We start from the raw sequence: 19,742 nt of genomic DNA on the forward strand, positions 1-19,742 counted from the left end.
TTTACCCTTTGTTATTGATTACAGCTGGAGCCAGAACTTGTACCACCAGCACCAAAACCCACGTTGCTATCAGCGGCATGAAGACCACTTTCAAAACCGCCAGCGCCATCACCAGTAGAGCAAAGGTCAGCAACACCTTACACACTTCGCCGAGGGCGAAGGACCAGGCCACGCGGCCTTTGGCAGGTGTATGCGCCTGATGACGCCAGGCAAAAATCATAAACAACACGTTTGGCAGCACAACCGCCAAACCCCCGCACACGGCGGAGATGCCCCAGAAGGGGTCTTTGAGGCTAAACAGCAGTCCACTTGCTATCACAGCCAGAAACTGAATGAACAGAAGCTTACGAGCAACGTTTCTACTCAAGAGCGACACAGACATCACGTTTTTACTCCTGCTCCCTTCGAGGTATGCCGCGTGTCGTATAAAACGTCCTTTAAGGCTCAGAGTCAAGCATCAAAAAGCGGTCAAATTATACGGTGCGCACCCGTGATTTCAAACATTAAGTAGCGAAAAGGTGAATAAATGTTTAAATATTTTTCCCCACCGCTATTTTTTAACTTTCGCTGAAAGCGTCAACCTTCGACCAAAACTGCAAACAGCGCGAAAACGTTGGCGATAAAGCGTGCACGAGATCACAAAACACACATTTGCGATAAGGTTGTATTTATCAAAGGCGCAAATCGCGCAAATTTATCTTTATGAAATTAAACGCAAAATGTCGTAACTATTTTCAAAACAGCCCAGTACACAATAAAAACGTTTTATTGACATTCTTAATAAATAATTAACATTGCGTTCTGGTTACTGCCTTCCACTTTTAGCAGACTTATATTTTCACAGATGACTATCTTCTCGGTGAATAAAAGTCGCCAGGTTAACCATAAGAAAAACCTTAGTGAAAAAGAGGTTAAAAGCCCGACGGTAAATCCTCTGTCTTTGTGCTGTTTTTTAACATGCGAAGAACAGCACAAATTCCACATTTTTTATTAATTTTTTAAAAATTGTTTGGCTTAATTATCACCAGATGACGCTCCCCATCGAGCTGAGGAATGTGTAATTTCTCGATGGATTCAACAGCAAAACCGTCCGGGAGCTGTTCAATTTCATCGCCTGGCAACTGCCCTTTCAGCGCATAAAAGCGGCCATTCTCTGCAGGCAAGTGCTTACACCAGCTCACCATGTCATTGAGTGAAGCAAACGCGCGGCTGATAACCCCGTCAAACGGCGGCTCTGCCGGGAACTCCTCTACCCTGCTCTGCACGGGCGTGATGTTCTCAAGCTTCAGCTCATGCTGTACCTGACGTAAAAAGCGCACGCGCTTGCCGAGGCTGTCCAGTAGCGTGAAGTGGCTCTCAGGGCGAACAATCGACAGCGGAACGCCCGGTAAACCTGGCCCCGTCCCCACGTCGATAAAACGCTCACCTTTCAGCCAGGGGGCAACCACGATGCTATCGAGAATATGGCGTACCAGCATCTCGTTGGGGTCACGTACTGAGGTCAGGTTGTACGCTTTGTTCCATTTGTTCAGCATATCGACATAGGCCACCAGCTGATTTTTCTGGTGATCGGTGAGCGAAATACCTGCCTGATCCAGCAGACGAGAGAGTTTGTTGAGCACGGTGAATACCTGTTGGAAAACTTAGATGGCGGTTGGCGCTTCGCTTACCCGCCCTACGGGTTCATCAGGCCCGGTAAGCGCAGCGCCACCGGGCAATGTTCTGGGCATTACGCGCTGCGGCGCAGCATGCCCTGCTTTTTCAGCCAGACCAGGAGAATGGAAATCGCCGCAGGCGTGACGCCGGAGATACGGGATGCCTGGCCGATCGATACCGGTTTGTGATCGTTCAGCTTGGCGATCACTTCGTTGGAAAGGCCCGTCACCTGGCGGTAGTCCAGCATTTCTGGCAGCAGCGTGTTTTCGTTACGCTGTTGTTTTTCGATCTCATCCTGCTGACGCGCGATGTAACCTTCGTACTTCACCTGGATCTCAACCTGCTCTGCCGCTTCAGCGTCTTCCAGGCCCGGCGCGAACGCGGTCAGTTTGACCAGGTTCTCGTAGGTGACTTCAGGACGGCGCAGCAGATCTTCCCCGCTGGCTTCGCGCGACAGCGGCGCTGTTAAGTGAGCGTTTACTTCGGCAGCGGTTTCCGCCTGCGGATTCACCCAGGTAGTTTTCAGGCGCTGACGTTCCTGTTCAATGCGCTCCAGCTTTTCGTTGAAGCGCGCCCAGCGCTCGTCATCGACAAGACCCAGCTCGCGGCCCATTTCGGTCAGACGCAGGTCGGCGTTATCTTCGCGGAGCATCAGGCGATATTCCGCGCGAGAGGTAAACATACGGTACGGCTCTTTGGTACCCAGCGTGCAGAGATCGTCAACCAGCACGCCCAGATACGCCTGAGAACGGCCTGGTGCCCAGCCCTCTTTCTCAGCAGAGAAGCGCGCGGCGTTCAGACCGGCAAGCAGGCCCTGTGCAGCCGCTTCTTCGTAGCCGGTAGTGCCGTTAATCTGCCCCGCGAAGAACAGACCGTGGATGAATTTGCTTTCCAGGGTTGGCTTCAGGTCGCGCGGATCGAAGAAATCGTACTCAATAGCGTAGCCGGGACGAACGATTTTCGCATTCTCCATCCCCTGCATTGAGCGAACAATTTGCATCTGCACATCGAACGGCAGGCTGGTGGAGATGCCGTTCGGGTAAATTTCGTTTGAGGTCAGCCCTTCCGGCTCCAGGAAGATCTGGTGCTGATTACGATCGGCAAAGCGCATCACTTTGTCTTCGATCGACGGGCAGTAGCGTGGGCCGATCCCTTCGATCACGCCAGCATACATGGGGCTGCGATCGAGGTTATTACGGATCACGTCATGGGTTTTCTCGTTGGTATGCGTGATGTAGCACGGTACCTGCTGAGGATGCTGTGCCGCATTGCCCATGAACGAGAAAACCGGCATGGGGTTATCACCGTGCTGTTGCGCCAGCACGCTGAAATCAATGGTGCGCGCATCAATACGCGGCGGAGTACCGGTTTTCAGGCGGCTGACGCGCAGCGGCAGTTCACGCAGACGGCGAGACAGTGGAATAGACGGCGGATCGCCAGCACGGCCACCGCTGTAGTTATCCAGACCGATATGAATTTTACCGTCCAGGAAGGTGCCCACGGTCAGCACCACGGCTTTCGCGCGGAACTTGAGGCCCATCTGGGTCACGGCGCCCACGACGCGATCGTTCTCAACGATAAGATCTTCAACCGCCTGCTGGAAGATCATCAGGTTCGGCTGGTTCTCCAGGGCGGTACGCACAGCCTGACGGTAAAGCACGCGGTCTGCCTGGGCACGGGTCGCACGCACAGCGGGACCTTTACTCGCGTTTAGTATCCTAAACTGGATGCCAGCATGATCGATCGCTTTCGCCATCAGGCCGCCAAGTGCATCCACTTCTTTTACCAGGTGTCCTTTCCCAATGCCGCCAATCGCCGGATTACAGGACATTTGTCCCAGCGTGTCGATATTGTGTGTCAAAAGCAGGGTCTGCTGACCCATACGCGCTGCGGCCATTGCGGCCTCAGTGCCTGCATGACCCCCGCCAATGATGATGACGTCAAAAGGATCCTGATAAAACATGGTGGTCTGCCTCGCGTAAAGCGGTATGAAAATGGATTGAAGCCCGGGCCGTGGATTCTACTCAACTTTAGTCTTTCGAGAAAGCATTGGGATCCTGGGCTATTAAAAAGAAGATCTTTTTATTTAGAGATCTGTTCTATTGTGATCTCTTATTAGGATCGCGAACCTGTGTGGATAAGTCCGATCTCACAAAGAAGATCATGCAGTTAGAAAGGATCGTTTGCTGTGAATGATCGGTGATCCTGGGCAGTATAAGCTGGGATCAGATCGCGACTTTATGCACAGGTCAAAAACAACACAACAGTTGTTCTTTGGATAACTACGGGTTAATACGAGCTTTTAACCAGAGTTATCCACATCTGTTCGCGCGATCTTTAATCGTTTTTGAGTAAATTTTTCCATTCCGCGAGCCAGATCTCGGCTGGATCCTCCGGAATGTCATGATCGAGGATGTTGATCTTGAGCGTTTCACCCAGCTGTTTTGCTCCACAGGAGGTAACAGCGGCTTCAACTTTCTCTATTGCCCCGCAAAAGGTGTCATATTCACGACTGCCGATCCCCACCGCGCCAAAACGGACGTTTGACAGGTCGGGCTGCTGTTCCAGCAGTTCGTCATATAAAGGTTGCAGGTTATCCGGCAGATCGCCCGCGCCGTGCGTGGAGGTGATCAGCAGCCAGACCCCGTCAGTCGGGAGATCTTCAAGCAACGGACCGTGCAGGGTTTCCGTAGAAAAGCCCGCATCTTCCAGCTTTTCAGCCAGGTGTTCCGCTACGTATTCCGCACCACCAAGGGTGCTGCCGCTGATAAGGGTAATGTCCGCCATTGATCGCTCGCCCAGATAAAGAGACGGCCATTGTACGCTGTGAACGAGCTGGGATCTACCTGTGGAAAATGTGGGAATGAATTTGCCCGATCACGGGCGGATGGTACGCATGATCGGGTTTTGCAGGGAGATCAGCGTCTCGGTGGACTGAATTTCATCGATTGTTTGGATCTTGTTGATAAGTACCTGCTGGAGGGCGTCGATGGATCGGCACATGACTTTAATAAAGATGCTGTAATGTCCGGTGGTGTAATACGCCTCGGTGACTTCATCCAGCGCGTTCAGCTTCGCCAGGGCGGAAGGGTAGTCTTTGGCGCTTTTAAGAATGATGCCGATGAAGCAGCATACGTCGTAACCCAGATGTTTAGGACTGACGTCAATGCGTGCGCCGGTAATGATCCCCGCCTGTTTCATCTTCTCTACGCGAACGTGAATGGTCCCGGGGCTGACGCCAAACTGTTTCGCCAGCTCGGCGTAGGCGGTACGGGAATTGGCCATTAACGCCTCCAGAATGCCGCGGTCGAGATTGTCGATCTGATAATTTTCCATAGCTTTTTCTTATGAAGATTAATGAATCACTCTATTCTAGCGTTTAAATTTATCGAATCAAAAGTGAAGGTGGCTTTTTGTTGATGAGTTATTGAATATGATGCCATTTCTGTTGCTTAATCAATATCAACAGGACGCAGGAGTATAAATAATGAAAACCGCTTACATCGCAAAACAACGCCAGATCAGTTTCGTAAAATCCCATTTTTCCCGCCAGCTGGAAGAGAAGCTTGGCCTTATTGAAGTTCAGGCGCCGATTCTGAGCCGCGTGGGTGACGGGACGCAGGATAACCTCTCTGGATGCGAAAAAGCGGTACAGGTAAAAGTGAAAACACTGCCAGACGCTCAGTTCGAAGTGGTTCATTCACTGGCGAAGTGGAAGCGTCAAACCCTGGGACAGCACGACTTCAGCGCGGGCGAAGGGCTTTACACGCACATGAAAGCCCTTCGTCCCGATGAAGACCGCCTTTCACCGATTCATTCCGTTTACGTTGACCAGTGGGACTGGGAGCGCGTAATGGGTGATGGTGAACGTCACGTCGGCACGCTGAAATCTACCGTTGAAGCGATCTACGCAGGGATCAAAGCGACCGAAGCGGCCGTGAGCAAAGAGTTTGGTCTGGCACCGTTCCTGCCGGATACGATCCACTTTGTTCACAGTCAGGAATTGCTGAGCCGCTTTCCGGATCTCGATGCTAAAGGCCGGGAGCGTGCGATCGCAAAAGAATTAGGTGCAGTATTCCTGATCGGTATCGGCGGCAAGCTGTCTGATGGCAAACGCCACGACGTTCGCGCGCCGGATTATGATGACTGGAGCACTGCGGGTGAGGGCGAATTTGCCGGGCTGAACGGCGATATTCTGGTGTGGAACCCGGTACTGGAAGACGCATTCGAGCTCTCTTCTATGGGGATCCGCGTGGATGCTGACGCGCTGAAGCGCCAGCTGGCGGTCACCGGCGATGAAGATCGTCTCAAACTCGAGTGGCACCAGGCGCTGCTGCGCGGTGAAATGCCTCAGACGATCGGCGGCGGTATCGGCCAGTCCCGTCTGACCATGCTGCTGCTGCAATTACCCCATATCGGTCAGGTTCAGTGTGGCGTCTGGCCGCAGCAGGTACGTGAAAGCGTCGGTTCTCTTCTGTAATTAACGCTGCCAGCGTCTGAGCAGGCGGCTACGCAGCCCGGTATCAAAGCGCCAGATATGATCGAAGATGCGCATGATGCCGGGTTTTCCATGGGCTGACATCGCCACCGCATGAAATCGGTGCTGGTGTACCCGCTGTAACTCCTTTACCTTATTCACTACGTCATCCGGCAGCCGCTGGGCAATAAAATCGGAAATCACCACCGCGTCAGCGTCGTACCAGTCGCCTCCCTGCATACGCTCCACAATGCTGCGAAAGCAGCTGGCCAGATCCGTGCCGCCGCGAAAGCGCTGGCTCAGGAAGCGGATTGCCTGCTCGATACCCTGCTGATTCGTCAGCTCATAGCCCACCACCTCGCTGGAGAAGAGCATGATGAAGCAGCGACGACGATCGGCCAGCGCCACGCGCATCAGTGCCAGACAGAACGCCTTCGCGCACTGCTCGTTAAACCCGCCCATCGAACCGGACGTATCCACGCAAACAATGAATGGCCCGCGCGGCTGTTCATCAAAATCCTGATGGACGACCGGCCGTTGGCTGACTTTCTCGCGCCAGGCTTCGCCGTGCAGTCGGTAGGTGAGAAGCTGTTTTTCCACCAGCCGACGATAGAACTCATGCTCCAGCTCGGTCATCCCCAGCGTGCTCAGTTCCGTGGGCAGCAGGCGTAAAATGTCATCGCTCTGCTGGAGCCCGTCGACCTGCTCCGGCACGGTAGCCGGTTCGCGCACCAGGGTGCGGAAGGTTTCCATCGGGGCATCTTTCTTTGGGACCGACTTTGCCTCCCTTGAGCGACCCAGCTGTTCTGCAAGCTTCATCAGCTCGGGCTGCTGCGCCAGAAAATCGCCGTATTTGACGATCAGCTGATAATCCCCGCGCCGGAGCTGGCCGGCGCTCATATCCCACAGACGCCCTGCGGCGTTTTCATTCTCCACCAGCACCTGTTCTAGCTGGCCGCTCAGCGTCATCCGTTCCTGAACTTCACTGAGCAGCTGTTCACGCTCTTCGTCCAGCAGCTGCTGGTTCAGCGTTGTGGCCTGAACCACCAGGCTGAGGCGCCAGCGCTGTAAGAAAAGGGTATGTAGTGCGGGGGTAAAGGTGGCGTTATCCGTGACCAGCGCCCGGGCCTGGCTGGCAAACGGAGAGTGGACGTTATCGAGCAACGTCAGGGTTTGCGGGAGCTGGACGATAAACTGCGACGTGGAGAGCCGCTGGCACTGCTGATAGCAGGACACCTCTTCCGTTAACTCAGGGGGAACTTCGGTCTCCCTGAACCGCTGACGCAAATTTTCCCGCCAGCGCGGAAGATCGTCCGTCATCGCCTTTTTAAGCTTTGGAAATTTTTCAAAAAACGCCGCCAGCTGCGGCGACGCCAGAAGGGTAATGACCACTTCTTCGATCAACCCCTCCTCGCTGACGGCCAGCATGACGTTAAGCGTATCCAGCGTTAGCATTGACGCGCCTGTTTGATCTGCGCGCTGACGTCCTGCAGGCTGGCTTCGATGCGGCCTAACCAGTCGCTATGAATAAAGAGGCATTTTTGCTGCTCGCTAAAGCGGGTGTGCTGCTGATGCCATTCGGTATCCAGCGCTTCCAGCTGCTGCTTAATCTCTTCGGGGACGCTGTCAGAGGCGGTTCCCGGCAGCGCAAGACGCGATCCCTGGAGGCTGACGTCGCGGATCACCAGGTGCTGGCTGCTGTCCACTTCCATATTCAGCGGCTGCGCGAAACCAATGCCGTTGAGTTTTCCTCGGATCTCTCCGCCCTTATCCAGCCACTGCGCCAGCGCCTCGCGCTCAATCGTAATGTGCACCACCTGCATATCATGCAGTTTAAGCGGCTGCTGGAGCAGCAGCGTTAGCGTTGCGCCGGTCAGATCCGCGGGAAGCTCGTAGTGCGGTTTGCGGGCGAACATGCCCCCAAGGCGATTCACTTTCAGCGCGGTTTTATCGCTTTGCTGCTGCTGGAGCTGGATGCGCCGCTGGGCAATCGCCCCCAGCTGGTTGAGCATTGCCTGCTGTCCCCAGGCGTGTCCGGTCATCAAAACGTCAAGCTGCTGCTGCATCAGGTTCATGCCCTCTGCATCGTGCCAGAGGCAGTCTTTCAGCAGGATCAGATCGATTGGCGCAACGGCATCACGCCCGCTGAACAGGGCGCTGGCCTGCAGCAGGCGGATCGCTTTTTTCCACCGGCGATCGGAGACATAGGGCGCTGAAGGGATGAGATCAAGCTGCTGGCGCAGGAGATAGATCAGCTCGAAGACGGCGTCTGGCAGTTTGATTTTGCCGATATCCTGCTGCCACTGGTGATACTCCTCATCCGTCACCTGCAGCGAAGCGGATACCGGGTTTTCACTTTCATCCTGCTGGCTGACCAGCATGGAGCGGAAGTTGGATTTATCCTGCACTTTGTCCAGCCACAGGCGGATAAGCATACGGTCATATAGCGCTTCCAGACTGCTATCGGCTTCAGGCAGTTCGTTAGAGGCGGCCACCAGCAGGCGCATCGGGATTTTCTCTTCACTGGCGCCGTTACGGAACCGACGTTCGTTTATCGCCGTGAGCAGGGTGTTCAGAATAGCCGGCCCCGCTTTCCAGATCTCATCGAGAAAAACAATCTCAGCCTCCGGAAGATACCCTTCTGTCAGACGCTGATAGCGCCCCTCATCTTTCAATGCCTGAATGGAGAGCGGACCAAAAACTTCTTCTGGGGTGGAAAACCGGGTCATGAGATATTCGAAGGCGCGGGCATTCTGAAAAGCAAATTTCAGCCTGCGGGCAATCAGGCTTTTGGCAATGCCCGGCGGTCCCAGCAAAAACACGCTTTCACCGCTCAACGCCGCCAGTAAGCAGAGGCGGATGGCGTGGCTACGCTCGAAAAGGCCTTTTTCCAGCGCGCTGCTGAGGCGGGAAATTCTTTCTGCTAATAAATGTGAGTGAGCCATAATAGTTTTGCATCCTTTCGCCGTCGTGGCGGCCAATTGAAGCGAGTATAGACGTTTCAGTCAGGGCTGGTAATAGACTGAAGTGCGGCGCAATTTTCTTTGCGCTACATTAATGCGGTTGCATTTAGGGGTACGATTTTGCAATGAATCGTGCATACTGTGCGCTTTTTGTGGGCCAAGGGACCGGGAACACATTTGTTATTTAAACGAAAAGACTAGTCTATGAGCACTGATAATAAGCAATCATTACCCGCAATAACGCTTGCGGCGATCGGGGTTGTCTACGGTGATATCGGCACCAGCCCGCTTTATACGCTTCGTGAATGTCTGTCCGGCCAGTTTGGTTTTGGTGTTGAACGCGATGCCGTGTTTGGCTTCCTGTCCCTCATTTTCTGGCTGCTGATCCTGGTGGTTTCCGTTAAATATCTCTCCTTCGTTATGCGTGCTGATAACGCAGGTGAAGGTGGGATCCTGACCCTGATGTCTCTTGCCGGGCGTAATACCTCGGCCAGGATGACCTCTGTGCTGGTCATTATCGGCCTGATTGGCGGCAGTTTCTTCTACGGGGAAGTGGTGATAACGCCGGCTATCTCGGTGCTGTCGGCGATTGAGGGGCTGGAGATTATCGCTCCGCAGCTCGATTCATGGGTGGTTCCGCTGGCCATTATTGTCCTGACGCTGCTATTCATGATCCAGAAGCACGGTACAGGGCTGGTGGGCAAACTGTTCGCGCCGATTATGCTGGCCTGGTTCCTGATCCTGGCGGCGCTTGGCTTGCGCAGCATTATTGCGAACCCTGAAGTGCTGCATGCGCTGAACCCTTACTGGGCGGTGCATTTCTTCCTCGAATACAAAGTGGTTTCCTTCGTGGCGCTGGGGGCCGTCGTGCTCTCCATCACCGGTGTGGAAGCGTTGTATGCTGACATGGGCCACTTCGGGAAACTGCCTATCCGCGTGGCATGGTTTATTGTGGTGCTGCCGTCGCTGGTGCTGAACTATTTCGGTCAGGGCGCGCTGTTGCTTAAAAACCCGGAAGCGATCAAGAACCCGTTCTTCCTGCTGGCGCCCGACTGGGCGCTGGTGCCGATGCTGATCCTGGCGACGCTGGCGACCGTCATTGCCTCCCAGGCGGTGATTTCCGGCGTGTTTTCTCTGACGCGCCAGGCCGTGCGTCTGGGGTATCTCTCGCCAATGCGCATCATTCATACTTCAGAGATGGAGTCGGGCCAGATCTACATCCCGTTCGTTAACTGGCTCCTCTATTTCGCTGTTGTTATTGTTATCGTCAGCTTCGAGCACTCCAGTAACCTGGCGGCGGCGTACGGTATTGCGGTAACCGGTACGATGGTGCTGACATCGCTTCTCTCCACCACGGTGGCGTACCGAAACTGGCACTGGAATAAATTCCTCGTGGCGATGATTCTGGTGGGCTTCCTGTGTATCGACGTACCGCTGTTCTCAGCGAACCTCGATAAAATTGTCTCCGGTGGCTGGCTGCCGCTGACGCTGGGTCTGGTGATGTTCATCGTCATGACCACATGGAAAAGCGAGCGTTTCCGCCTGCTGCGCCGCATGCACGAGCACGGCAATTCTCTGGAGGCGATGATCGCTTCTCTGGAGAAATCCCCGCCGGTCCGCGTGCCGGGTACTGCGGTATATATGTCACGCGCGCTGAACGTCATTCCGTTCGCGCTGATGCATAACCTCAAGCACAACAAGGTGCTGCACGAGCGGGTGATCCTGCTGACGCTGCGCACCGAAGATGCGCCGTATGTTCACAACGTGCGTCGCGTGCAGATCGAGCAGCTGTCGCCGACCTTCTGGCGCGTGGTGGCAAGCTACGGCTGGCGTGAAACGCCAAACGTGGAAGAGGTGTTCCACCGCTGCGGCCTGGAAGGGCTGAGCTGCCGGATGATGGAGACGTCGTTCTTTATGTCGCACGAGTCGCTGATCATCGGCAAGCGCCCGTGGTATCTGCGCCTGCGCGGCAAGCTGTACCTCATCCTGCAGCGTAACGCCCTGCGCGCGCCTGACCAGTTTGAGATCCCGCCTAACCGCGTGATTGAGCTGGGGACGCAGGTCGAGATCTAATCCCTTCTGAAAATGCCGGGTGGCGCTTCGCTTACCCGGCCTACCAAACCCCCCGCCAACCCACAATAATTGTCTCTGCATTTCACTTAGCGAAACGTTTCGACGTCGATCACAAATCTGTTACGTCATGATGGTTTTCTGAACATTCTTGAGATTAAACTGATGTCAGCGAAACGTTTCGCTAGTGGAGCAAGAAAATGAAGAAAGGCACGGTACTCAACTCAGAAATCTCATCGGTTATTTCCCGTCTTGGGCATACCGATACGCTGGTGGTTTGCGATGCAGGCTTACCGGTTCCGCGCAGCACAACCCGTATCGATATGGCGTTAACGCAGGGTGTACCCTCGTTTATGCAGGTACTGGATGTGGTGACCGCGGAGATGCAGGTTGAGGCAGCCATTCTCGCGGCGGAAATCAAACAACATAATCCGCAACTCCACGAAATGTTGCTCAGCCATATTGAGCAACTGCAACAACACCAGGGAAACACCATAGAAATTCGTTACACGACGCACGAACAGTTCAAACAACAAACCGCAGACAGTCAGGCGGTGATTCGCAGCGGGGAGTGTTCCCCGTATGCGAATATCATTCTCTGTGCTGGCGTCACATTCTGAGGCCATCATGGACGCATTACTGCAACTCAAAGGGATCGATAAGTCGTTCCCGGGCGTAAAAGCCCTCTCCGGCGCGGCGCTGAACGTCTACCCCGGGCGCGTGATGGCGCTGGTGGGCGAAAACGGTGCCGGCAAATCCACCATGATGAAAGTGCTGACCGGTATCTATCAACGCGATGCCGGTTCACTCGTCTGGCTGGGTAAAGAGACTACCTTCAATGGCCCAAAATCTTCTCAGGAAGCGGGTATCGGTATTATTCACCAGGAGCTGAACCTGATACCGCAGCTCACCATTGCGGAAAACATCTTCCTCGGCCGCGAGTTTGTTAACCGGTTCGGCAAAATCGACTGGAAAACGATGTACGCCGAAGCGGACAAGCTGCTGGCGAAGCTGAACCTGCGCTTTAAGAGCGACCGCCTGGTCGGCGATCTGTCCATTGGCGATCAGCAGATGGTGGAAATCGCGAAGGTGCTGAGCTTTGAGTCGAAGGTCATCATTATGGATGAACCTACCGACGCCCTGACCGATACCGAAACCGAATCCCTGTTCCGCGTGATCCGCGAGCTGAAATCGCAGGGACGCGGGATTGTCTATATCTCTCACCGCATGAAAGAGATCTTCGAAATCTGCGATGACGTTACCGTCTTCCGCGACGGGCAGTTTATTGCCGAGCGCGAAGTCGCCACGCTGACCGAAGATACGCTCATCGAAATGATGGTGGGACGCAAGCTCGAAGATCAGTATCCGCATCTGGAGAAAGCGCCGGGTGAGATCCGCCTGAAGGTGGACAACCTCTGCGGTCCGGGTGTGAACGACGTGACCTTTACCCTGCGCCAGGGCGAGATCCTGGGCGTGGCGGGACTGATGGGTGCCGGACGTACCGAGCTGATGAAAGTGTTGTACGGCGCACTGCCGCGCACCAGCGGTTATGTCACCCTCGACGGTCATGAAGTGGTCACCCGTTCTCCGCAGGATGGTCTGGCGAACGGCATCGTTTATATCTCCGAAGACCGCAAGCGCGACGGCCTGGTGCTGGGGATGTCGGTTAAAGAGAACATGTCCCTGACCGCGCTGCGCTATTTCAGCCATAGCGGCGGTAGCCTGAAGCATAAAGATGAGCAGCAGGCGGTCAGCGATTTTATCCGCCTCTTTAACGTCAAAACCCCGTCGATGGAGCAGGCGATTGGCCTGTTGTCCGGCGGTAATCAGCAGAAAGTGGCGATTGCGCGCGGGCTGATGACGCGCCCGAAAGTGCTGATCCTCGATGAGCCAACCCGCGGCGTAGACGTGGGCGCGAAGAAAGAGATCTACCAGCTGATTAACCAGTTCAAGGCCGACGGTCTGAGCATCATTCTGGTCTCTTCCGAGATGCCAGAAGTATTAGGCATGAGCGATCGCATTATCGTCATGCATGAAGGGCATCTCGGCGGTGAATTCACTCGCGAGCAGGCCACCCAGGAAGTTCTGATGGCTGCCGCTGTGGGCAAGCTTAATCGCGTGAATCAGGAGTAAGAAGATGACTACCCAGGCTGTTTCTGGTCGCCGCTATTTCACAAAGGCATGGCTGATGGAACAAAAATCGCTGATTGCCCTGCTGGTGCTGATCGCGATTGTGTCGACCATGAGCCCGAACTTTTTCACCGTTAATAACCTGTTCAACATTCTGCAGCAAACATCGGTGAACGCCATTATGGCGGTCGGCATGACGCTGGTGATTTTGACCTCAGGTATCGATCTGTCCGTCGGTTCCCTGCTGGCGCTCACCGGCGCGATCGCCGCTTCGATTGTCGGCATTGAAGTCAACGCGCTGGTGGCCGTGGCCGCTGCCCTGGCGGCAGGCGCGGCGATTGGTGCCGTAACCGGCGTGATTGTGGCAAAGGGCCGCGTTCAGGCGTTTATCGCCACGCTGGTGATGATGCTGCTGCTGCGCGGTGTGACCATGGTATACACCAACGGTAGCCCGGTTAATACCGGCTTTACCGATAACGCGGATCTGTTTGGCTGGTTCGGTATCGGTCGCCCGCTGGGTGTTCCGACCCCGGTCTGGATCATGGCTATCGTCTTCCTGGCGGCGTGGTACATGCTGCACCACACCCGTCTGGGCCGTTATATTTACGCGCTGGGCGGTAACGAAGCGGCAACGCGCCTGTCCGGTATCAGCGTTAATAAAGTCAAAATTATCGTTTACTCCCTGTGCGGTCTGCTGGCATCGCTGGCAGGTATCATCGAAGTGGCGCGCCTCTCTTCTGCGCAGCCGACGGCGGGTACGGGGTATGAGCTGGATGCTATCGCAGCAGTGGTTCTGGGCGGTACGAGTCTTGCGGGCGGTAAAGGTCGCATTGTTGGGACATTGATCGGCGCACTGATTCTCGGTTTCCTGAATAATGGTTTGAATTTGTTAGGTGTTTCCTCCTATTACCAGATGATCGTTAAGGCAGTGGTAATTTTGCTGGCGGTACTGGTAGACAACAAAAAACAGTAACTGACGACACTACAGGACATCTTAGATATGAACATGAAAAAACTGGCTACCCTGGTTTCTGCTGTCGCGCTGAGCGCAACCGTAAGTGCTAACGCCATGGCGAAAGATACCATCGCGCTGGTTGTCTCTACCCTGAACAACCCGTTCTTCGTCTCCCTGAAGGACGGTGCGCAGAAAGAAGCGGACAAACTGGGCTACAACCTGGTGGTGCTGGATTCACAGAACAACCCGGCGAAAGAGCTGGCTAACGTTCAGGACTTAACCGTTCGCGGCACCAAAATTCTGCTGATCAACCCAACCGATTCTGACGCCGTCGGTAACGCCGTTAAAATGGCAAACCAGGCGAAAATTCCGGTGATTACTCTGGACCGCCAGGCAACGAAAGGCGAAGTTGTTAGCCACATTGCGTCTGATAACGTGCTGGGCGGCAAAATCGCGGGTGATTACATCGCGAAGAAAGCCGGCGAAGGCGCGAAAGTTATCGAACTGCAGGGGATTGCCGGTACGTCCGCAGCCCGCGAGCGTGGTGAAGGCTTCCAGCAGGCTGTGGCTGCGCACAAATTTAACGTGCTGGCGAGCCAGCCAGCCGACTTTGACCGTACTAAAGGTCTGAACGTTATGCAGAACCTGCTGACAGCGCACCCTGACGTGCAGGCGGTATTCGCGCAGAACGACGAAATGGCGCTGGGCGCGCTGCGTGCCCTGCAGACCGCAGGTAAATCTGATGTGATGGTTGTCGGATTTGACGGCACGCCGGATGGTGAAAAAGCAGTAAACGATGGCAAACTGGCTGCGACCATCGCTCAGCTGCCTGAGCAGATTGGCGCCACTGGCGTTGAAACTGCCGACAAAGTGCTGAAGGGCGAAAAAGTTCAGGCTAAATACCCAGTTGACCTGAAGCTGGTCATCAAGCAGTAAAAGGCGAATCAGGCAGTCGCTGGCTGCCTGAGGGACACCAATAAAGAAAAGTGTGGCATACGCCACCGGGTAACACCGGTGGCGCTCTCAGATGGACAACCCAACCATGAAAACCGCAGGCAACCTCGTCGTCCTTGGCAGTATCAATGCCGATCACATTCTTAACCTTGAATCGTTCCCTGCACCGGGCGAAACCGTCACGGGTAACCAGTATCAGGTGGCATTTGGCGGTAAAGGTGCCAACCAGGCCGTCGCTGCCGGTCGCAGCGGGGCGAATATTGCGTTTATCGCCTGCACGGGGGATGACGATACCGGTGAGCGCGTACGCAAACAGCTGGCGAGCGACAACATTAACGTCGCACCGGTCAGCGTTGTTGCAGGGGAATCGACCGGCGTGGCGCTGATTTTCGTCAACGCTGAAGGTGAGAATGTCATCGGTATTCATGCGGGTGCTAACGCTGCGCTGACGACGGAGCGCGTAGAAGCGCAACGTGCCATCATCGCCGGAGCGGAAGCCCTGCTCATGCAACTGGAGTCACCGGTTGAAAGCGTGCTGGCTGCCGCGAAAATTGCGCATGAAAATCATACCACTGTCGTACTTAACCCGGCCCCGGCCCGTGTATTATCAGACGAGCTGCTGGCGCTGGTGGACATCATTACGCCGAACGAAACCGAAGCCGAAAAGCTGACGGGCATCCGCGTAGAAAATGATGACGATGCCGCGCGAGCCGCCCGTGCACTGCATGATAAGGGCATCGGTACCGTGATTATCACCCTTGGTAGCCGTGGGGTGTGGGCAAGCGTCAATGGCGAAGGCCGTCGCGTGCCGGGCTTTAAGGTCAAAGCGATTGATACCATCGCAGCGGGAGATACCTTCAACGGTGCACTGGTCACCGCGCTGCTGGAAGGCAAGAGAATGGATGAGGCTATTCGCTTCGCACACGCTGCTGCCGCGATTGCGGTGACGCGCAAAGGCGCCCAGCCTTCCGTTCCGTGGCGTAAAGAGATCGATGAATTCTTAAGTCAGCAGGGGTAACGCTTGGCCACAATGAAAGATGTCGCCCGCATGGCGGGCGTTTCTACCTCGACGGTCTCCCACGTTATAAACAACGATCGCTTCGTCAGCGAGGCGATTCGTGAGAAAGTCGAAGCTGCGGTAAAAGAACTCAACTATGCGCCGTCTGCGCTGGCGCGCAGCCTTAAGCTCAACCAGACGCGCACCATCGGTATGCTGATCACCGCCAGTACCAACCCCTTTTATTCAGAACTGGTCCGCGGCGTGGAGCGCAGCTGCTTCGAGCGTGGCTACAGCCTGGTGCTGTGCAATACCGAGGGTGACGAGCAGCGCATGAATCGTAACCTGGAAACGCTGATGCAAAAACGCGTCGACGGGCTATTACTGCTCTGCACCGAAACGCACCAGCCCTCGAAAGAGATCATCCAGCGTTATCCTTCGATTCCCACCGTGATGATGGACTGGGCGCCGTTCGACGGAACCAGCGATCTCATTCAGGATAACTCCCTGCTGGGCGGCGATATGGCGACTCAGTACCTGATTGATAAAGGACACACTCGCATTGCCTGTATTACGGGGCCGCTGGATAAAACTCCGGCGCGTTTGCGTCTGGAAGGGTATCTCTCCGCCATGGAACGAGCGGGGCTTGCCATTCCTGATGGCTACCGGATCACAGGCGACTTTGAGTTTAACGGCGGTTTCGAGGCAATGCAGAAACTGCTAACGCAAAAGCCGCGTCCGCAGGCGGTCTTTATTGGTAACGACGCGATGGCGTTTGGTGCCTATCAGGCGTTGTATCAGGCGGGGCTACGCGTGCCGGACGATATGGCGGTGATTGGCTATGACGATATCGAACTGGCCAGCTACATGACGCCGCCGCTGACCACTATTCATCAGCCGAAGGATGAACTGGGCGAGCTGGCCATCGATGTGTTGATCCACCGTATGGCGCAGCCCACGCTGCAACAGCAACGGCTGCAGCTTACTCCTGTTCTGATGGAACGCGGTTCGGTTTAGCTTTCTCTTTGTGACGCTCTTTAATCAGGTTTCGGCCGTCTTTTGGTTTTAACAGCATAAAGACCAGCGCCGATACCACGGTAAGTGCGCCCATGGTGATAAAGGTATAGTGGAACTGCTCAACGGTATTCGCGCTGTCAAAACCCTCATAAAACCTCAGCACCGCTGCACTCACGGCAACCCCTAAACTGATCGACAGCTGTTGCGTTACCGCCAGCACGCTGTTGCCGCTGCTGGCGTTCTCGTCAGTCAGGTCGGCGAGGGTGATGGTGTTCATCGACGTGAACTGCGTCGACATCGCCATGCCCAACACAAACAGCGGCAGGATCAGCATCCAGACGGGTAACGCGGCGGATTGTAGCGAGAACTGCGCAATCATCAGACCGATAAAGACCGTCACGCCGACCAGCGTCTTACGATAGCCAAACCAGCGCAGCACCTGTGTCACGGTTGATTTTGCCAGAATCGAGCCCATTGCCGTGGGCGCCATCATGCAGCCAGCAATCAGGGCCGGGTAGCCGAAACCCACTTGCAGCATCAATGGCATCAGGAACGGTACGCAACCCGTCCCCAGACGAGACGCAATGTTCCCAGCAATCCCTACGGAAAACGTTCGGGTGTTAAAGAGCCCCAGGGAGATTAACGGCGTCGGGTGACGGCGCGCGTGACGTATATAAAGAAGGAATAACAGAATACCGCCGAGGATAACGGAGAGTGCTAACCACGTCGCGACGATCTTCTCGCCAAACAGCTCCATCCCGCTGGAGAATAACACCAGGCTCAGGCCAAACAGGAAAAAGCCGCCCATATCGAAGCTGCGCCTTGGCGTGGTGAAGTTCGGCATATATTTGCGGGCATACAGCAGCCCCGCAACGCCAATTGGAATATTAATCAGGAAGATCCAGTGCCAGCTTGCCCAGGTGACAAACACGCCACCGAGTACCGGGCCAAGAATCGGGCCAACCAGGCCCGGCATGGTGACGAAGTTGAGTACGGGAAGCAGTTCGCTCCTGGGGTAGGCCCGCAGCAAAGCAAGGCGCGCCACCGGCATCATCATCGCGCCGCCAATGCCCTGCAATACGCGGAAGATAACCAGCTCCGTTAAGGATGAGGAGAGCGCACAGGCCAGCGAACCGAGCGTAAAGAGCGTTACGGCCAGCATGAAAACTCTGCGGGTGCCAAAGCGGTCGGCCAGCCAGCCGCTGACCGGAATTAACATTGCGACCGTCAGGGTGTAGCTGATGATGGCGGACTGCATCGCCAGCGGGGAGCGGTTAAGGCTTTGCGCTATAGCGGGAAGCGCTGTGTTGAGGATGGTGGCATCCAGTGCCTGCATAAAAAACGCCATGGCTGCAATCCACGGCAATCCGGCCATGCTGCGCGCTTTTTTCGTTGTCATTTATTTACCTGCTGGTGGGTTGGCGCGGCCAGCAATGCCTGGCACGCACTCAGGGCTCGCTGCCCGTCGCTTTCCTGGATGGCATCAACTATCGCCTGGTGCAAATCCAGTTTTACCGCTTCGTTTTGTGTAATAGAGGTAAAGTAGGTGTGATACACCGAATGAAATAAAGAGGCAAAAGAGGTGAGGAACGGATTGGCGCTCATCATATAGATGTGTTCATGCCAGGCCATATCGACCTCAACCCAGCGTTCGCGGTTGAAGTGTTTTTTCAGGAACACCATCTCTTCCATCAATGCGTTAAGCTGCGCTTTCTGCTCTGCTGTTCCTAGCGTGGCGGCAAGCAGGCATGCCTGAGGTTCAAGGCTGCTGCGCATCACCAGAAAGTGATCGACGACCTGATGAAAGTTATCTTCCGTCATCCACCAGGAGAGCAGCTCCTGATCGAGAAAATTCCAGTTACTCTGTGGCATCACGCGCGTGCCAATGCGAGGGCGTGGAAGCACCATACCTTTTGCCGTTAGGGTTTTCACCGCTTCGCGCACGGCGGTACGGCTCACCCCAAACTGCTCACCCAGCTCCATTTCACCCGGCAGGATGCTACCCGGGGGATATTTACCCGCTAAAATCCGCTGAGCCAGCTTTTCTGCCAGCACGTACGACAGGTTTTTTTGGGCGGCCAGCTGTTGTGCGCTTAATGGCATCGCTTTTATTCCTTAAAGATTCATGCTGATAATTATGCCACCTCGAATGTGATTGTGGTTGCAGATACATCAAATAGAACAATTTGTAGCTTGATTTCACCTCTTTTGGTGAAAAAAAACGCGGATGGAAACTTTTTTTAAATTTCCTCTTGTCACGTCGGAATAACTCCCTATAATGCGCCTCCACTGACACGGAACAACGGCACACACGCCGCCGGGTCAGCAGAGAAAAGCGAAATTAATCACTTGACTCTGAAGCGGGAAAGCGTAATATGCACACCCCGCGCCGCTGCGAAAAGCGAAGCGGCGCTGCTCTTTAACAATTTATCAGACAATCTGTGTGGGCACTCAAAGTGACATGGATTCTTAACGTCGCAAGACGAAAAATGAATACCAAGTCTCTGAGTGAACATACGTAAT

Annotated in this window: 17 protein-coding genes; 8 read left to right on the top strand and 9 right to left on the bottom strand. The window is 54.9% G+C overall.

Going from position 1 to position 19,742, the window contains the following annotated elements:
- Window position 1: 1 nt before the first annotated feature.
- The 5 genes from atpI to asnC form a co-directional block, all read right to left on the bottom strand.
- Complete coding sequence (gene atpI / locus USF70_RS20405) at window positions 2–382, bottom strand: F0F1 ATP synthase subunit I (protein ID WP_008500194.1); 381 nt, start codon at window positions 380–382, stop codon at window positions 2–4.
- 616 nt (window positions 383–998) lie between these two features.
- Complete coding sequence (gene rsmG, locus USF70_RS20410; protein ID WP_023309787.1) at window positions 999–1,622, bottom strand: 16S rRNA (guanine(527)-N(7))-methyltransferase RsmG; 624 nt, start codon at window positions 1,620–1,622, stop codon at window positions 999–1,001.
- 107 nt (window positions 1,623–1,729) lie between these two features.
- On the bottom strand, window positions 1,730–3,619 hold the full coding sequence (gene mnmG, locus USF70_RS20415) for a tRNA uridine-5-carboxymethylaminomethyl(34) synthesis enzyme MnmG (RefSeq protein WP_014072433.1): 1,890 nt from the start codon (window positions 3,617–3,619) through the stop codon (window positions 1,730–1,732).
- 374 nt (window positions 3,620–3,993) lie between these two features.
- On the bottom strand, window positions 3,994–4,443 hold the full coding sequence (gene mioC, locus USF70_RS20420) for an FMN-binding protein MioC (RefSeq protein ID WP_023309786.1): 450 nt from the start codon (window positions 4,441–4,443) through the stop codon (window positions 3,994–3,996).
- Between the two features lie 90 nt (window positions 4,444–4,533).
- On the bottom strand, window positions 4,534–4,992 hold the full coding sequence (gene asnC / locus USF70_RS20425; protein WP_320735965.1) for a transcriptional regulator AsnC: 459 nt from the start codon (window positions 4,990–4,992) through the stop codon (window positions 4,534–4,536).
- Window positions 4,993–5,143: 151 nt separating this feature from the next.
- On the opposite strand from asnC, the gene asnA reads away from it, so the two are divergent.
- Window positions 5,144–6,136: an aspartate--ammonia ligase gene (gene asnA, locus USF70_RS20430; RefSeq protein ID WP_047646767.1), complete on the top strand. Its 993-nt coding sequence runs from the start codon at window positions 5,144–5,146 to the stop codon at window positions 6,134–6,136.
- On the opposite strand, the gene viaA is transcribed toward asnA, so the two are convergent.
- Window positions 6,137–7,588, bottom strand: coding sequence for an ATPase RavA stimulator ViaA (gene viaA / locus USF70_RS20435; RefSeq protein ID WP_167819533.1), 1,452 nt, complete (start codon window positions 7,586–7,588; stop codon window positions 6,137–6,139).
- Window positions 7,582–9,078 (bottom strand): ATPase RavA, encoded by a 1,497-nt coding sequence (gene ravA, locus USF70_RS20440; protein WP_023309782.1) that lies wholly within the window; start codon window positions 9,076–9,078, stop codon window positions 7,582–7,584. The genes viaA and ravA overlap by 7 nt, the downstream gene beginning before the upstream one ends.
- Before the next feature lie 222 nt (window positions 9,079–9,300).
- On the opposite strand from ravA, the gene kup reads away from it, so the two are divergent.
- The 7 genes from kup to rbsR all read left to right on the top strand — a co-directional run bounded on the left by kup (window position 9,301) and on the right by rbsR (window position 17,219).
- Window positions 9,301–11,169, top strand: coding sequence for a low affinity potassium transporter Kup (gene kup / locus USF70_RS20445; RefSeq protein ID WP_023309781.1), 1,869 nt, complete (start codon window positions 9,301–9,303; stop codon window positions 11,167–11,169).
- A 197-nt stretch (window positions 11,170–11,366) separates the two neighbouring features.
- Window positions 11,367–11,786 (top strand): D-ribose pyranase, encoded by a 420-nt coding sequence (gene rbsD / locus USF70_RS20450; protein ID WP_232939040.1) that lies wholly within the window; start codon window positions 11,367–11,369, stop codon window positions 11,784–11,786.
- A gap of 7 nt (window positions 11,787–11,793) precedes the next feature.
- Window positions 11,794–13,299 (top strand): ribose ABC transporter ATP-binding protein RbsA, encoded by a 1,506-nt coding sequence (gene rbsA, locus USF70_RS20455; protein ID WP_023309779.1) that lies wholly within the window; start codon window positions 11,794–11,796, stop codon window positions 13,297–13,299.
- 4 nt (window positions 13,300–13,303) lie between these two features.
- On the top strand, window positions 13,304–14,269 hold the full coding sequence (rbsC, locus tag USF70_RS20460) for a ribose ABC transporter permease (protein WP_006808742.1): 966 nt from the start codon (window positions 13,304–13,306) through the stop codon (window positions 14,267–14,269).
- A 27-nt stretch (window positions 14,270–14,296) separates the two neighbouring features.
- The gene (gene rbsB, locus USF70_RS20465) at window positions 14,297–15,187 is read left to right on the top strand and encodes a ribose ABC transporter substrate-binding protein RbsB (RefSeq protein WP_010426610.1); all 891 of its coding nucleotides are present in this window, start codon (window positions 14,297–14,299) and stop codon (window positions 15,185–15,187) included.
- A gap of 106 nt (window positions 15,188–15,293) precedes the next feature.
- Entirely contained in the window at window positions 15,294–16,223 is a 930-nt protein-coding gene (rbsK, locus tag USF70_RS20470) for a ribokinase (RefSeq protein WP_064673041.1), read from the top strand.
- A gap of 3 nt (window positions 16,224–16,226) precedes the next feature.
- The gene (gene rbsR / locus USF70_RS20475; protein ID WP_073001901.1) at window positions 16,227–17,219 is read left to right on the top strand and encodes a ribose operon transcriptional repressor RbsR; all 993 of its coding nucleotides are present in this window, start codon (window positions 16,227–16,229) and stop codon (window positions 17,217–17,219) included.
- Here the strand turns inward: rbsR and mdtD are convergent.
- Entirely contained in the window at window positions 17,185–18,618 is a 1,434-nt protein-coding gene (mdtD, locus tag USF70_RS20480) for a multidrug transporter subunit MdtD (RefSeq protein ID WP_033144368.1), read from the bottom strand. The genes rbsR and mdtD overlap by 35 nt on opposite strands.
- Window positions 18,615–19,322 (bottom strand): FadR/GntR family transcriptional regulator, encoded by a 708-nt coding sequence (locus tag USF70_RS20485; RefSeq protein ID WP_320735966.1) that lies wholly within the window; start codon window positions 19,320–19,322, stop codon window positions 18,615–18,617. The genes mdtD and USF70_RS20485 overlap by 4 nt, the downstream gene beginning before the upstream one ends.
- Window positions 19,323–19,742 lie beyond the last annotated feature (420 nt).

Source organism: Enterobacter sp. 237C8 (genome assembly GCF_034106865.1).
GTDB classification, from domain to species: Bacteria; Pseudomonadota; Gammaproteobacteria; order Enterobacterales; family Enterobacteriaceae; genus Enterobacter; species Enterobacter asburiae_B.

What these genes read in the sequence shown, in the direction of transcription:
- atpI (WP_008500194.1), bottom strand. Translation starts at nt 382, where the DNA reads ATGTCTGTGTCGCTCTTGAGTAGAAACGTTGCTCGTAAGCTTCTGTTC.
- mnmG (WP_014072433.1), bottom strand. Translation starts at nt 3,619, where the DNA reads ATGTTTTATCAGGATCCTTTTGACGTCATCATCATTGGCGGGGGTCAT.
- mioC (WP_023309786.1), bottom strand. Translation starts at nt 4,443, where the DNA reads ATGGCGGACATTACCCTTATCAGCGGCAGCACCCTTGGTGGTGCGGAA.
- asnC (WP_320735965.1), bottom strand. Translation starts at nt 4,992, where the DNA reads ATGGAAAATTATCAGATCGACAATCTCGACCGCGGCATTCTGGAGGCG.
- asnA (WP_047646767.1), top strand. Translation starts at nt 5,144, where the DNA reads ATGAAAACCGCTTACATCGCAAAACAACGCCAGATCAGTTTCGTAAAA.
- viaA (WP_167819533.1), bottom strand. Translation starts at nt 7,588, where the DNA reads ATGCTAACGCTGGATACGCTTAACGTCATGCTGGCCGTCAGCGAGGAG.
- ravA (WP_023309782.1), bottom strand. Translation starts at nt 9,078, where the DNA reads ATGGCTCACTCACATTTATTAGCAGAAAGAATTTCCCGCCTCAGCAGC.
- kup (WP_023309781.1), top strand. Translation starts at nt 9,301, where the DNA reads ATGAGCACTGATAATAAGCAATCATTACCCGCAATAACGCTTGCGGCG.
- rbsD (WP_232939040.1), top strand. Translation starts at nt 11,367, where the DNA reads ATGAAGAAAGGCACGGTACTCAACTCAGAAATCTCATCGGTTATTTCC.
- rbsA (WP_023309779.1), top strand. Translation starts at nt 11,794, where the DNA reads ATGGACGCATTACTGCAACTCAAAGGGATCGATAAGTCGTTCCCGGGC.
- rbsC (WP_006808742.1), top strand. Translation starts at nt 13,304, where the DNA reads ATGACTACCCAGGCTGTTTCTGGTCGCCGCTATTTCACAAAGGCATGG.
- rbsB (WP_010426610.1), top strand. Translation starts at nt 14,297, where the DNA reads ATGAACATGAAAAAACTGGCTACCCTGGTTTCTGCTGTCGCGCTGAGC.
- rbsK (WP_064673041.1), top strand. Translation starts at nt 15,294, where the DNA reads ATGAAAACCGCAGGCAACCTCGTCGTCCTTGGCAGTATCAATGCCGAT.
- mdtD (WP_033144368.1), bottom strand. Translation starts at nt 18,618, where the DNA reads ATGACAACGAAAAAAGCGCGCAGCATGGCCGGATTGCCGTGGATTGCA.
- USF70_RS20485 (WP_320735966.1), bottom strand. Translation starts at nt 19,322, where the DNA reads ATGCCATTAAGCGCACAACAGCTGGCCGCCCAAAAAAACCTGTCGTAC.